The organism is Massilia sp. UYP32 (assembly GCF_050434365.1).
Taxonomy (GTDB): Bacteria; Pseudomonadota; Gammaproteobacteria; order Burkholderiales; family Burkholderiaceae_D; genus Telluria; species Telluria timonae.
Map to the genome: position 1 here is coordinate 32,600 of NZ_JBNDIK010000031.1, position 12,448 is coordinate 45,047.

11 protein-coding genes are annotated in these 12,448 nt (G+C 66.6%); 1 reads left to right on the forward strand and 10 read right to left on the reverse strand.

Annotation, left to right across the window (positions count from 1 at the left end):
* Positions 1 to 10: 10 nt before the first annotated feature.
* The 8 genes from ABIB42_RS22110 to ABIB42_RS22145 form a co-directional block, all read right to left on the reverse strand.
* Positions 11 to 1,690: a DUF1302 domain-containing protein gene (locus ABIB42_RS22110; RefSeq protein ID WP_429249002.1), complete on the reverse strand. Its 1,680-nt coding sequence runs from the start codon at positions 1,688 to 1,690 to the stop codon at positions 11 to 13.
* A gap of 168 nt (positions 1,691 to 1,858) precedes the next feature.
* Entirely contained in the window at positions 1,859 to 2,710 is an 852-nt protein-coding gene (locus tag ABIB42_RS22115) for an SDR family oxidoreductase (protein ID WP_005666960.1), read from the reverse strand.
* Positions 2,711 to 2,787: 77 nt separating this feature from the next.
* On the reverse strand, positions 2,788 to 3,960 hold the full coding sequence (locus ABIB42_RS22120; RefSeq protein ID WP_005666958.1) for a thiolase family protein: 1,173 nt from the start codon (positions 3,958 to 3,960) through the stop codon (positions 2,788 to 2,790).
* Complete coding sequence (locus ABIB42_RS22125; RefSeq protein WP_005666956.1) at positions 3,957 to 4,862, reverse strand: 3-hydroxyacyl-CoA dehydrogenase; 906 nt, start codon at positions 4,860 to 4,862, stop codon at positions 3,957 to 3,959. The genes ABIB42_RS22120 and ABIB42_RS22125 overlap by 4 nt, the downstream gene beginning before the upstream one ends.
* 10 nt (positions 4,863 to 4,872) lie before the next feature.
* Positions 4,873 to 5,745: a fumarylacetoacetate hydrolase family protein gene (locus tag ABIB42_RS22130; RefSeq protein ID WP_429249003.1), complete on the reverse strand. Its 873-nt coding sequence runs from the start codon at positions 5,743 to 5,745 to the stop codon at positions 4,873 to 4,875.
* Positions 5,742 to 6,836 (reverse strand): amidohydrolase family protein, encoded by a 1,095-nt coding sequence (locus ABIB42_RS22135; RefSeq protein ID WP_429249004.1) that lies wholly within the window; start codon positions 6,834 to 6,836, stop codon positions 5,742 to 5,744. Before ABIB42_RS22135 ends, ABIB42_RS22130 begins: the two co-directional genes overlap by 4 nt.
* A 177-nt stretch (positions 6,837 to 7,013) precedes the next feature.
* Positions 7,014 to 7,706, reverse strand: coding sequence for a TetR/AcrR family transcriptional regulator (locus tag ABIB42_RS22140; protein ID WP_005666950.1), 693 nt, complete (start codon positions 7,704 to 7,706; stop codon positions 7,014 to 7,016).
* Between the two features lie 39 nt (positions 7,707 to 7,745).
* Positions 7,746 to 8,546: an SDR family NAD(P)-dependent oxidoreductase gene (locus ABIB42_RS22145; protein ID WP_040776565.1), complete on the reverse strand. Its 801-nt coding sequence runs from the start codon at positions 8,544 to 8,546 to the stop codon at positions 7,746 to 7,748.
* A 100-nt stretch (positions 8,547 to 8,646) separates the two neighbouring features.
* Between ABIB42_RS22145 and ABIB42_RS22150 the strand changes: the two genes are divergently transcribed.
* Positions 8,647 to 9,414 (forward strand): DUF2889 domain-containing protein, encoded by a 768-nt coding sequence (locus tag ABIB42_RS22150; RefSeq protein ID WP_005666945.1) that lies wholly within the window; start codon positions 8,647 to 8,649, stop codon positions 9,412 to 9,414.
* A gap of 49 nt (positions 9,415 to 9,463) precedes the next feature.
* Here the strand turns inward: ABIB42_RS22150 and ABIB42_RS22155 are convergent, their stop codons facing one another.
* On the reverse strand, positions 9,464 to 11,095 hold the full coding sequence (locus tag ABIB42_RS22155) for a tannase/feruloyl esterase family alpha/beta hydrolase (RefSeq protein ID WP_005666944.1): 1,632 nt from the start codon (positions 11,093 to 11,095) through the stop codon (positions 9,464 to 9,466).
* Between the two features lie 92 nt (positions 11,096 to 11,187).
* A complete protein-coding gene (locus tag ABIB42_RS22160) occupies positions 11,188 to 12,420 on the reverse strand; it encodes an NAD(P)/FAD-dependent oxidoreductase (RefSeq protein ID WP_005666941.1) in 1,233 nt (410 codons plus the stop codon).
* Positions 12,421 to 12,448 lie beyond the last annotated feature (28 nt).

The window sequence follows — 12,448 nt, forward strand, 5'->3', positions numbered from 1 at the left end:
TTTGCGGCGCTTAGAATGCCGTCTTGAAGGTAAAGGACAGCCAGCCGCGGTCGATGACGCCGACCGACGAATTGCTGTGGGCCGCGCCCCCGGTGATCCGTCCGTTCAGCTCCCGGACGGGCAGCTTGCGGTCGGCATAGAGGAGCGAGAATTCATACTTCGATGCGTAGGTGGCGGTGGCGCCGATCGACCAGCGCAGCTCGCCTTCGGTGCCGCCGCCGGAGGACGGGGCGTTGCCCGAGATCCCGTAGGTGGCGCTCACCGGCACGGACAGGTCCCACGAAGGCAGCACATTCAGGTACTGCGGGGTGAAGCGCAAGGCCATCAGCCATGCGTCCTTGGTCGAGCAGCCGTCATCCTTGGTGCCCGAGCGGGCCACGCTGGTGCGCGAATCCACGCAGCTCGCCGCCCCCACCGAACGGTACAGCGCCGGGTTGGTGGTGACCTCATCGAGACGGTTATAGGCCAGTTCAGCGACCAGGGTGCCGGTCGCCCACAGCGGTGTCGCCGGCAGCATGTAGATGCCATTGACGACCGCGTGCCAGGTATCGCCGCGCGCGCCGGTCGGCGTCGTGATCGAGGACGGCGTATTCAGGGCGCCGTTTTTGCGATACGACAGTTCCGCGCCGACCGCCACGGTTTTGATCACGCGGCTGAAGCTCAGGCTGTACTGATCAATCTTGTCCGGGTACACGAAACGTGCCTGGGTCGGCAGCGGGCCGCTGAAGTTCAGCAGCTGCACGCCCAACTCCGGCGAGTAGTCGTCGAAGCGGCGATAGTAGGCGCCGAAGCTCGATTCGATCGCCTCGACGTTCAGGCGCGCACCGACGCCCCAGTTGCCGTGGTCGCCCGGCTTGCGCGCCTCGATCATCTGCGCCGCCACGCCCGGGATCGGGAACACCAGGTAATCCGACGAGGGTGCGGTATCGGCGCCCATCAGATAGGTGCCGGCATGCGGGACCCGGGTCGGCTTCCACTCGTAATAGTACTGGCCGACCAGGGTCAGATTGTCGGTCACCTGGGCGCTCAGCGCCACCTGGCCGATCGGCAGGAACACTTCCTTGGTCTCGACGCCCGGATTGATCGCGGCCTTGACGCCGTCCACCGGAGACTGGGCATAGGAAATCGCATGGGCGCCGAGCAGCAGCCCTTCACCCCAGACATTGGTCTGGCGGCCGACCTTGATGTTCAGCGGCACCGGCCCCAGGTCGACATTGCCCCACACGAAGGCGTCGAGGATCTCGCCGGACGGCCCGTTCACGTAGCGCTTCACCTCATTGTTGTACCTGCCGTTGCGGTAAGCGGTCAAGAGGCCGGCGGGCGAACGCACCTCGTGGTCGTCATATGCTTCGTCGTACCAGCCGGCGGCCGACACCCGCGCGCCGATCTTGTTGCGCCAGCTGACGTCGAACTCGGTCAGCACGTCGACGCGGTTGGTCACCATGTCGTGCTTGTCGAACTTCGAATCGCCCTCGTCGTAGATGTAGTTGCGCAGCAGGCGGCTATCCTGCCCTTCCATGCGGACGCCGCCGGTGTAGCGGATCGTGGCGTCGAGCCGGATCTTGATATCGGGATTGGCGACGATGATTTCGGCTGCCGACGCCGGGACGGCGCAGGCAAGTGCGGCGGCTGCCGCGATGGACCGCACCGCGTGACAGGTGTGGCGATGCATACCGCTTGCTTGGTTCATGGACCTGTCTCCTGTTATAGCGGTTGAACCGCTTTTATTGAATCGTTCAGCACTGCCAGATTGTCATTCCAGTGAACCGTGCTGCTCGACTGTCTTCGGCCCAACGGAAACGAGACGCGTGATGCAAATTGATTGTAGCGCGATTAATCGCGGAATTCTACTATTCGATTAGGATTCTGTATCTAGAATCACGCGATTCTTGGCCATTTCGGCGAATTCGCGCTTGAGCGTCGGGTAGTAGGCGATCTGCCCCTGCAGGCCGCCCGAGATGTCGATCGATGCGGCGCTGATGAAGGAGGCGTAGTCGCTGGCCAGGAACAGCGCCATGCCGGCCACGTCCTCCGGCTTGCCGAAGCGTCCCAGCGGCACCACCTTCAGCGCCATGGCGTCGAACTCCGCGCGCGAGACGCCGGGTCCGACCTCGCCGTAGTGGCGGTCCCACTGGCCGGTATCGATCCATCCCATGTTGAGCGAGTTGACGAGGATGTTGTCCCTGGCGAGCGACATGCCGAGCGACTTGGACAGCGCCAGGCAGGCAGCGCGGTTGATGACCGAGGGGATGCCGTCCGGCGTCGGGATGGCGCCGGCCAGGGCGTTGATCTCGATGATCCGCCCCCAGCGCTGGCGGCGCATGTGCGGCACCACCGCCTGCACGAAGCGGAAATGCCCCATTTGCAGTATGTTCGCGTGCTCGAGGATCTGTTCCGGCGTGAGCGTGTCGAGGTTGCCCCCACGCCCCTGCCCCGCATTGTTGACCAGGACGTCGACGCCGCCCCAGGTCGCGGCGACTTCCTCGACGAAGGCCTTGACGCCAGCCGTATCGGTGACGTCCACCGCGCGCGCGATCACGGACTGCGCCCGGGTCGCCAGTTCGCGCCCGGTAGCCTCGATCGCTTCCAGGTTGCGGGCGCAGACGGCAACCCGCGCGCCCTCCGCCGCGAAGCTGCGCGCGATGGCCAAGCCGATGCCGCGCGAAGCACCGGTCACGATCACCCGCTTGCCGCTCAGGTCGATGTGCATTGCTGTCTCCTCGTTGTAGGTGCTGCTTCTTGCGGCGGCCGGTTCTATGCCGGCCTGCCGCACCGTGTCTGCCTGTGCTAGAGGCGCTCGATCAGCGTGGCCGTTCCCATGCCGCCGGCGCAGCAGATCGCCTGCAGGCCGTAGCGCGCGCCACGCCGTTCCAGCTCGTGCAGCAGCGAAGTCATGATCCGGGCTCCGCTGGCGCCCAGCGGATGGCCGAGCGCGATCGCCCCGCCGTTGACGTTGAGCTTGTCGTGCGCCACGCCCAGCTCCTGCGCCCACATCAGCGGCACCGGCGCGAAGGCTTCGTTCACTTCGAACAAATCGATGTCGTCGACGCCCAGCCCGGTCTTCTCCAGCACCTTGCGGGTGGCGGCCACCGGGCCGGTCAGCATCAGGGTCGGATCCGAGCCGACCGTCGTGAACGCGCGGATGCGCGCCCGCGGTTTCACCCGCAGGCGGTCCACCGCAGCGCCGGACATCAGCAGCAGGACTGCGGCGCCGTCCGAGATCTGGGACGAATTGCCGGCCGTGAGCTTTCCGTCGTCGCGGAAGCTGGCCTTGAGGGTGGCGAGCTTTTCGACATTGCTGCCCGGACGGATGGTTTCGTCGGCCCCGAAGCTGTCCGGCGCCGGCTCGGCATAGGCGGTGTCCTTCAGGCTTGCAACCGGCACCGCCACGATCTCGCGCTCGAACCACCCCGCGGCGGCGGCGGCGGCGGCGCGACGGTGGCTCTCGACGGCATAGGCGTCGAGCTGTTCCCGGCCCAGCCCCCACTTGTCGGCCACCCGCTCGGCCGCCTCGCCCTGGCTGGTCAGCTCATACCTGGCGGACGCCAGCGCGCCGAAGGCCTCGCCGTAGATTTCACGGTTGCCGCCCATGCGCACCCGGCTCATGTTCTCGGCGCCGCCCGCGACCACCACATCGGCGGCGCCGGCGGCGATCAGGCCGGCGGCCATGTGCACGGCCACCTCGCCCGAACCGCACTTGCGGTCGATCGTCAGGCCCGGGATCGCGGCCGGCCAGCCCGCGCCCAGCACCGCCGTGCGGGCGATGTTGGCCGACTGTTCGCCCACCTGGGTGACGCAGCCGAAGATGACGTCGTCCACCTCGGCGGCGTCGATGCCGGCGCGGGCGACCAGTTCGCCCAGCAGGTGGGCGCCCAGGTGGTCGGCGCGCACGCCGGCCAGGCTGCCCTTGTATTTACCGACCGGGGTACGGATCGCTTCGACGATGTAGATGTCGTTCATAGGTTGCTCGCCTTCAGGCCCGAACCCGGCACGCGCTGCCCGGCCGCGTCGTATTGGTACACCCCGTGCCCGGTCTTGCGGCCGTGGCGTCCGGCGGCGACCATCTTGATGATCAGCGGGCACGGGCGGAACTTCTCGCCCAGCGTCGAATGCAGGTAACGCAGCACCGACAGGCGGGTATCCCAACCGGTCAGGTCGCCCAGTTCCAGTGGGCCCATCGGATGGTTGAAGCCCATGCGCAGCGCGGTGTCGATGTCCTCGGCGCTGGCGGTGCCCTCCTGCAGCATCCACATCGCCTCGTTGCCGAGCATCGCCGACATGCGGCTGGTGGTCAGTCCCGGCGATTCGTTGACCAGGATCGAGGTCTTGCCGATGGCCTCGACCCATTCGCGCGTCAGCGCGACGGTGGCAGCATCGGTGGCGATGCCGAGCACCAGCTCGACCAACTTCATCTTGTGGACCGGATTGAAAAAGTGCATCCCGATCACCCGCTCCGGATGCGGCACCGATGCCGCGATCTCGGTCACCGACAGCGCCGAGGTGTTGGTCGCCAGCAGCGCACCGTCAAGCAGAAGCGGCACGGCCTCGGCCAGCACCGCCTTCTTGACCGCCAAGTTCTCGGACACGGTCTCCACCAGCAGGCTGGCCCCTGGCGCGCCTTCGGCCAGGGACGTGTGGATCGTCAGGCGCGCCTTGGCCGCCTCAGCCACGTCCGCCGCAAGCTTGCCGAGCTTGACGCCCCCGTCAAGGATCGCATGGATATTCTGGAGCGCCTTCTCCAGCGCCTGGCCATTGCTGTCGACCAGGCGGGTCGCGAAGCCGCTGCTGGCAAAAGCGTGCGCAATGCCGGTGCCCATCAGGCCGGCGCCGACCACCACCACGGATTGGTTCTTGTCGATCATGTTTGTCTCCTCATGCGCCGGGCCGGGGCCCGACGAGGTTGCAGATGGTGCCGATACCTTCGACGCTCGCTTCCACCACGTCGCCCGGCTCCAGGTACACGCCCGTGCCCTGCCCCACGCCCGCGGGCGAACCGGTGAACAGGATGTCGCCGGCGGCGAAGCTCGAACGGGCCTGGACAAAACGCACCAGCTGCGCCACATCCCAGGTCATTTCCGCCGTGCTGGCATCCTGGCGCACCTGGCCGTTGACCTTGAGCGTCAGGCGCAGCTGCGGACTGCCGGGCCCGAACTCGTCGCGTGTGACGATCCACGGACCGACCCCGGTGCTGCAATCCTGGCTCTTGGCCGCGAACAGGTCCATGCCGATGCCGGCCGGGCCGCTACGCTGCAAGTCGCGCGCCGAGACGTCGTTGCCGACCGCGTAACCCAGCACGGCGGCGAGCGGGTCGCCATCAACGATCGCGGCGTCACCGATGACCACGACCAGCTCGACTTCGTGATCGAGCTCCTTCGTCAGCGGCGGGTAGCGGATCGGATCGTTCGCGCCGATCAGGGCGCCATAGGCTTTCAGGAAAGCGATGGGTTGCGGCGGCGTCTTGAGTCCGAAGTCGGCCGCAAGGTGCTTGGCATAGTTGGCGCCGGCCACCACCACGCGGTTGACCGGTTCAACCGGCGGCAACAGGCGCACGCCGGCCAGTGACCGAGCCGGACCGTCGATCGGCAGCGCATCCTCGCCCGCCGCGGCGCATCCGGCCGCGATCGCACGGGTCAGTGCCGGGCCCCAGTCCGCAAACGCGCCGGCGATCGGGCGGAGCAGTCCCGCCTCGCTGTCGACCAGCGCCCAGAACGGCGCACCGCCGTCAGTGCAGCGTGCGATCTTCATGCCGCCAGCGCCGCTGGTTTCGCCGGTTCGACCAGCGTGGCCGGATCGATGTGCAGCAGCTCGCAGGCATTCTTCCAGCGGATCTTCTGCAGGTCCTCGTCGGAAATGCGCAGGCCGTCGGTCAGGTCGTGGCGGACGGCGTCGCTGCCGCCGAAGTTGGAGCCGTACAGCACGCGGTCGGCGCCGATGATCTCGATCATCGCCTGGCGCATCGGCAGCTCGTGCAGCTCGACGTCGAAGTAGAAGTTCTTCAGGTAGTCGAGCACCGGCTTCTTGTTGTGCGCGACGTCCAGGTTGGGATTGGTCTGCGCCAGGCGCCCCAGCTGGTAAGGCACAAAGCCGCCGCCGTGGGTGATGTACACCTTGAGGTTCGGGAAGCGGTCGAACACGCCACCATTGATCATGTTCCAGAAGCACTTCGTCTCGTCGTAGTTCATGCCGACGATGGCGGTGGTTTCGTAGCGGTCGGTGTTGGCATCCTCGCCCCAGGTCACCGACTGGTTATAGCCGTGCACGAACATCGGCAGGTCGAGGTCGCACAGGGCTTCCCAGACCGGATCCATCTCGGGCGAGTCGAATTCCAGGCCGCCGAAATTGGCGCCGCCCGCAACCAGGCCTTTGGCGCCCAGCGTGGTGCAGGCGCGGCGGATTTCCTTGGCCGCCTCGATCGGCGCGTTGAGCGGCGCATGCGCCCAGGCCATCAGGCGGTTCGGGGCCGCCGAGCAGTATTCGGCCAGCACGTCGTTGACCTTGCGTGCGAAGGGCACGCCGAATTCGGGCTCGGCCCAGTACATGTAGCAGTGCGAGGGCACCGACACCACCTGGGCGCTCTGCCCTGCAGCGTCCATGCCGGCCAGGCGGGTCTTCGGATCGGCCCAGCGCGCCAGGTACTGGTTGATGTCGAGGGTCTTGCCTTCGGCACGGGCCTTCTGCAGGGCCGCACGACGTTCGGGCGAGCCGAGCGACAGGATCCAGTGGCCGACGCGCAGCTTGATGTCGCCATCCGGGCGCTGTTCGAAGAACGGGCCCCAGTGCGGGTGCTGGTTGTAGTAATCGGGGTGGGGGGCGTGGGCGTGAAGGTCGATGAGCATGTGGTGTCTCCCTGTGACGATTGGTTATCCCGACAGCAGGCGCATTGGCAGGACACATCGGCCGGCCATCGGCACGGCCAACCCACAAGCAACACATGTCTCCATCCCGCGGCACTCGGTCGGTGCTTTTGCATCGGGACCTATATTGCCAAAGATAGACAGAAATGGCAAATGTGTTTAACTTTTATTTTTCGCGTCGTCGCGCGACTGGCACTCGACGATCGAATACAGGAAGGCGACAATGCGCTGCACCCCGTCTTCGGGACGCTTGTTGGGCACCACCAGCTCGCTCAGCACGCAGCGGATCAGGAGCTCGCAGATCAGTTCGCGGTCGGTGCGGATGCCCAAGCGCCGGTCCCAAGAATCGAACACGATGCGCATCAGGTCGTCGATACGCACCAGCGATTCGTTGAACAGGCGGCCGAACAGGCGCAGCGTGTACTCGGGCGCGGCGCGCAGGAGCAGGCGCGCCTGGCCATGCGCCGCATAGTCGTCGAGGTAGCGCACCAGCGCATGGAAGCGCGCGCCCGGCTCGGCATAGGGCGTCACCGCATCGGACATCGCCTGCTGGAACGAGGCCCGCTTGTGGCGTGCAAAGGCGTCAAGCAGCTCTTCCTGCGAGGCGAAATAGCGGTAGAAGGTGCCGCGCGAGACCCCGGCCAGCGCGCAGACATCGAGCACGGAGATGCGCTCCGATCCCTCGCGCAGCACCATCTCTTCGGTCGCCGCGAGGATCGACGCGATGGTGGTTTCGGCGCGGCGGTTTCGCCTGCCATCGGCGCTGGTGCTGGCGAGGTTGCTGGTGACGTTGCTGGTGACCTTGCTGGTACTGGTGATGTTGCTGACGCTGGCGCGCCTGACTGACTGCATGATTGGTGCTTTCCTGTGAATCGCCGCCCGTGGCGGCTTCTAAGTTTCCCGCACCGGCACGTTGGCCGGTCTCGAGTTGTAGCCGGGCAGGTGCAAGCCTCCGTCCACGTGGAAGGATTCCCCGGTCACGTAGCGCGACATGTCGCTGGACAGGAACACCACCACCGGCCCGATGTCCTCTTCCGGGTCGCCGCAGCGTCCGAGCGGACGCATGGCGGCCGCCCGTTCGGCGAATCCCGGGTTCTCGGCCGCCAGCTTGTGGAAGGTGGCCCCCATCGCGGTCGGCGCGATCGCATTGACGGTGATGTTGAAGCGCCCCCACTCGGCCGCCGCGCTGCGGGTCAAGCCGACGATGCCGGCCTTGCCGGTGTTGTAGTCGGCATGCAGCCAGGCGCCCAGCTCGACGTCGATCGAATAGAAGTTGACGATCTTGCCGCCGCCGCGCGCGCGCATGTGCGGCAGGGCCGCGCGCATCGCCCACCAGGCCGCCTTGATGGTCGAGGTCAAGGTCTGGTCGAGCATCTCGTCGGTCTTGTCCTCGAGGAGGATGTTCGGGGTCGGCACGAAGGCGTTGTTGACCAGGATGTCGAGGCCGCCGAAACGCGCCACCGCCGCGTCAATCGCGGCCAGCACCGATTCCTTGCGCAGCACGTCGGTGTGCACGAACAGCGCCCGTCCGCCCAGCTCCTCGACCTCGCGCGCCACCTGGGCGCCGCTGTCGCGGTCGATCTCGGCAATCACCACCGCGGCGCCTTCGCGCGCGAAGCGGCGTGCCACGCCGCGCCCGATGCCGCCGCCGGCACCGGTAATCAAAGCCACCTTGTCATTCAACAGTCCCACGCTAGTCTCCTCGTTATCGAACATATGCCCACATAGGTTCTTATACAGATTTTCTGTTATTGTACACATTAGTGCCAACAACCCATACCAGGAATTACACATGCAGCGTTTTCGCAGGCGAATCGAAATGGCGGGCCGCCATGACCGCCAGGGCGGACAGGTACGCGCCGTACTGGAGGATGACTTCCACCACTTCCGCGTCGTGGTCGACCACCAGGGCGGACAAGTGACCGCGGTGCGCGGAGAAGCGCCACGCCACCCGTTCACCGCCTGCCCGGGCGCAGCGCCGGAACTGCAGCGTCTGGCCGGCATGCGCCTGGACGACATCGCACATTCGGTCAACCTCTACACCGATGCGACCCAGCAGTGCACCCACATGTTCGACCTTGCCGGCCTGGCCGTCGCCGCCGCCGCGCGTGGCGATTGCGCGCGGCGCTACGACATCGAGATTCCGCGCCACATCGATGGCTGTACCCATGCCTTTCTCGAACGCGATGGCCGGCTGCTGCTCGACTGGTCGGTCGAGAACAGCACCATCCTCGGGCCCGATCCCTATACCGGCATCGACATGCGCCAGGGCATGGCGCGCTGGGCCCTGGGCACCCTCCCCGCCGAGGAAGCGGAAGCGGCGCTGGTGCTGCGCCGCTGTGCGCTGATTTCCCTGGGCCGGCTGAAAGACATCGACAAGGAACCTCATGCCCACCTGACAGGCCGCTGCTACGCGCAGCAGCCACACCGGGCGCCCCAGGCGATCCGCATGGTCGGCTCGACCTGGGACTTCACGGAAAAGCCGGAGGCGCTGTGCGGCGACGACCAGGCCTGGCTCGCCGACTTCGACAGCGCCACTGTTCCCGAAGGATCTGCCTGAAGTTAGCCGTCCCGCGCATGCGCCCAGGACGGCTGCATGCGCGCCTCATTCAGGATGACTTGCAGTCCCAATTCGCCGCATTGTTGACGTCCAGGCCGCCCGGGTTCGCTACCCCGCCACGGAATACCGCGCGTTGCGGAGACGGACAGAGCAGGAAACTGCGCGCCGGGAGTGCGGCACCGGCTGCGCGGTTGCCGATCAACTGGGCCGGCGCCTTTCCATTTTCCACCCAGTCGACCAGCGCCGGCAGCGCCTGGGCCGCTACGTCCTGCGCACCGATGCCGCCACCGCAGTGCTGCGTACCGGGCACTTCGAACAGTTGGGCCATCTGGGACAACTTGGCCTGCCCACCCTGCGCCGCGGCCAGGTCAGCGTAGAAGCGCCGGGTGTCGGTCAGGGAGATGCCATTGTCGGCCGTGCCATGCCAGAACAACATCTTGCCGCCGCGCTGGAAGAAGGGGTTCAGGTTGGCCACCTTGATGTTTCCCGATGCGGGGTAGACGTTCTTGTACATTGCGTTCCAGCCATTGACGTCGAGGCTGTCGGCAAAACTGAATCGCGTGGCAAAGTCGTAGGTCGGGCCGAACATGCCGCGCGAGGTCGTATCGAAGACCAGGTAGCTGGCAGGCGGCAGGCGCCCGTCCGCCGGATTCATCGACCACGGCGGAGGCGTGGTGCCGAACATGAAGGCGGTCCACCCGTTCGGGTTCCCCAGCGTGAAGCCGGGATAGGTCTGTCCAAAGTCGTCCATCCCGTCCACCACGATGCGCAGCAATCCCTGCTGGGCCGGGGTGAACAAGGCCCACATCGACGCGTCGATGGATACCTTGCCCGGGTCGGAGATCAGGCCATCGACGGCACCGTCGGCCCCGTCGAATTTCTGCAACAGTGCGGCGTCAAGTGCTTGCAGCTGCGTTGGCGAGATCCAGGCATCGGGATGGTCGATCAGGTACTTGCTCACCTTGCCGAACATCACCTGGTTGTTCACGTTGAGGCCGGGCGCCCCCACGACCACGCCGTCGAAATCGTCCGGGTAGATGGAGGCTGCCACGAGGCCCATGCGCCCGCCGCCGGAGCAGCCATCGAAATAGCGGTACATCTTGCGGTTGGCGTTGGCGGCATCCTTCAGGCCATAGTAGGCGCTCACCAGGGATTGCGTGGCGGCGGAGCTGACATGCACGCCGCGCTGGTCGTAATCCGTGGCCTTGGTCCGGTCGGCGGCGAACATCCAGTTCAGCCCGGGCGTTGGACTACCGGCATCGCTCCCGGCAAACGCGTAGCCCTCGGCCAGCAGTTTCTCGTCGGGCGCAGGAATGAATCCGGCGGAGCCGCCTTCGCCTGCGAAGAAGTAGCGCGCCTTGAACGACTGCGGCATGGCCACAACGAACCTGACCTGATTGCTGGTAGCCGCCGGGCCTTGCGTGGTGACATGGCCGTCGACACGGCAGTAAGAGGCGCCGTTGGATGCGGTGACCAGGGAAGCCGCAGTCAGGGTCGCGCCGGCGGCGCCCGCCTGCAGGCTGCTGGTGCTGCAGGACAGGACAGGCGCCAGAGGCCGGGTCGATGGCACCTGCGCCACTGGCGCGTCCTTGCCATCGCCCCCACAGGCCGACAACAGGGCCGCCGCCAGCACGAGGGAACAGGGAACGCCCGGGACTTCCGATACGGATTGATTGCTCACGTTTGTCTCCACTTTCTCTGCTTGTTGTTGGAATAGTGTGATTCGACGAGCCTTGGGCCTGCGGCATGGCATGGGCAGGCAAACTGCATGCATCAGCGGTTGGCCACCTCCCATTCCTTCAGGTCGAAGCCGGGCGCGGCCGCCACCGCCGGGGTGAGCGCGGGCGGGCGCGACAGGATCTTGCGCGCCGCCATGTGGTCGCCCGCGCGGCAGCACGACTCCACTGCCAGCAGCTGCTCGCCGCGGAAGCACAGGACCGACACCTGGCCGGCGGCCGGATCCCCAAGGACCACATGGTTGTCGGCGCACAGCGCCAGGCCGGCGATCTGGAGCTTCAGGCTGCCCTGGTCGGTCCAGAACCACGGCAAGGCGGTATACGGAGCGGGCTTGCCCACCAGCCGCGCGGCGATCAGCTTGCCCTGGTCGCAGGCGTTCTGCACCGATTCGAGCCGGGTCAGCTGCGACCCGTTCTGCAGGCAGGGGAAGGCCGCGACATCGCCGAGCGCGGAGATGTTCGGGTCGGAAGTCAAGAGGCTGGCGCTCACCTTGATGCCGTTGTCGATGTTCAGTCCCGCTTCCAGCGCGAGCGTTACGTTCGGCACCACGCCGATCCCGTACACGACCAGGTCGGCCGGCAAACGCCGTCCGTCGGCCGTGATGACCGCCACCGCCCTGCCGTTGTCGCCCTCGATTTCCGATACTGCGCTGCGGAAGTTGAAATGCACGCCCCAGCTTTCGTGGGCGTTGCGGAACACCTCGGACATCTGCGGCGAGATGGCGCGCGCCATGGGCCGTTCGCCCAGCTCCAGCACCTCGACCGCTGCCCCTTCGGCCGCCGCCACCGCGGCGAACTCCAGGCCGATGAAGCCGGCGCCGATGACGACCACCCGGCGCGCCATCTTGAGCAGCGGCGCCACCGCGTCGGCATCGGCCCGCGTCTTGATCCCGAACACGCCCGACAGGCCTGCCCCGGGCACGCTCAAAGGGCGATTGTGGGCGCCGGTGGCCAGCACCAGGTGGTCGTAGTCGAGCGCCGCGCCGGAGGCCAGCACCAGCCGCCGGTTCTGGCGGTCGATCGCCATCCCCCGGTCGGCCAGCAGCTCGATGCGCTGCTCGGTGTAGAACTCCTCGGGGCGGAACTGCATCGCCGTCGCACTGATCTTCCCCAGCAGGAAGGCCTTCGACAGCGGCGGGCGCTGGTAGGGCAGCCAGGGTTCGTCGTTGACCAGGGCGATGCGCCCCGCATAGCCTTCCTGGCGCAGGGACAGCGCCACCTGTACGCCGGCGTGCCCGGCGCCGGCAATCACTACGGATTGAAGCGACATGTTGGTTTCCTTACAAGATGGAGTGCGG

What these genes read in the sequence shown, in the direction of transcription:
- ABIB42_RS22110 (WP_429249002.1), bottom strand. Translation starts at nt 1,690, where the DNA reads ATGAACCAAGCAAGCGGTATGCATCGCCACACCTGTCACGCGGTGCGG.
- ABIB42_RS22115 (WP_005666960.1), bottom strand. Translation starts at nt 2,710, where the DNA reads ATGCACATCGACCTGAGCGGCAAGCGGGTGATCGTGACCGGTGCTTCG.
- ABIB42_RS22120 (WP_005666958.1), bottom strand. Translation starts at nt 3,960, where the DNA reads ATGAACGACATCTACATCGTCGAAGCGATCCGTACCCCGGTCGGTAAA.
- ABIB42_RS22125 (WP_005666956.1), bottom strand. Translation starts at nt 4,862, where the DNA reads ATGATCGACAAGAACCAATCCGTGGTGGTGGTCGGCGCCGGCCTGATG.
- ABIB42_RS22130 (WP_429249003.1), bottom strand. Translation starts at nt 5,745, where the DNA reads ATGAAGATCGCACGCTGCACTGACGGCGGTGCGCCGTTCTGGGCGCTG.
- ABIB42_RS22135 (WP_429249004.1), bottom strand. Translation starts at nt 6,836, where the DNA reads ATGCTCATCGACCTTCACGCCCACGCCCCCCACCCCGATTACTACAAC.
- ABIB42_RS22140 (WP_005666950.1), bottom strand. Translation starts at nt 7,706, where the DNA reads ATGCAGTCAGTCAGGCGCGCCAGCGTCAGCAACATCACCAGTACCAGC.
- ABIB42_RS22150 (WP_005666945.1), top strand. Translation starts at nt 8,647, where the DNA reads ATGCAGCGTTTTCGCAGGCGAATCGAAATGGCGGGCCGCCATGACCGC.
- ABIB42_RS22160 (WP_005666941.1), bottom strand. Translation starts at nt 12,420, where the DNA reads ATGTCGCTTCAATCCGTAGTGATTGCCGGCGCCGGGCACGCCGGCGTA.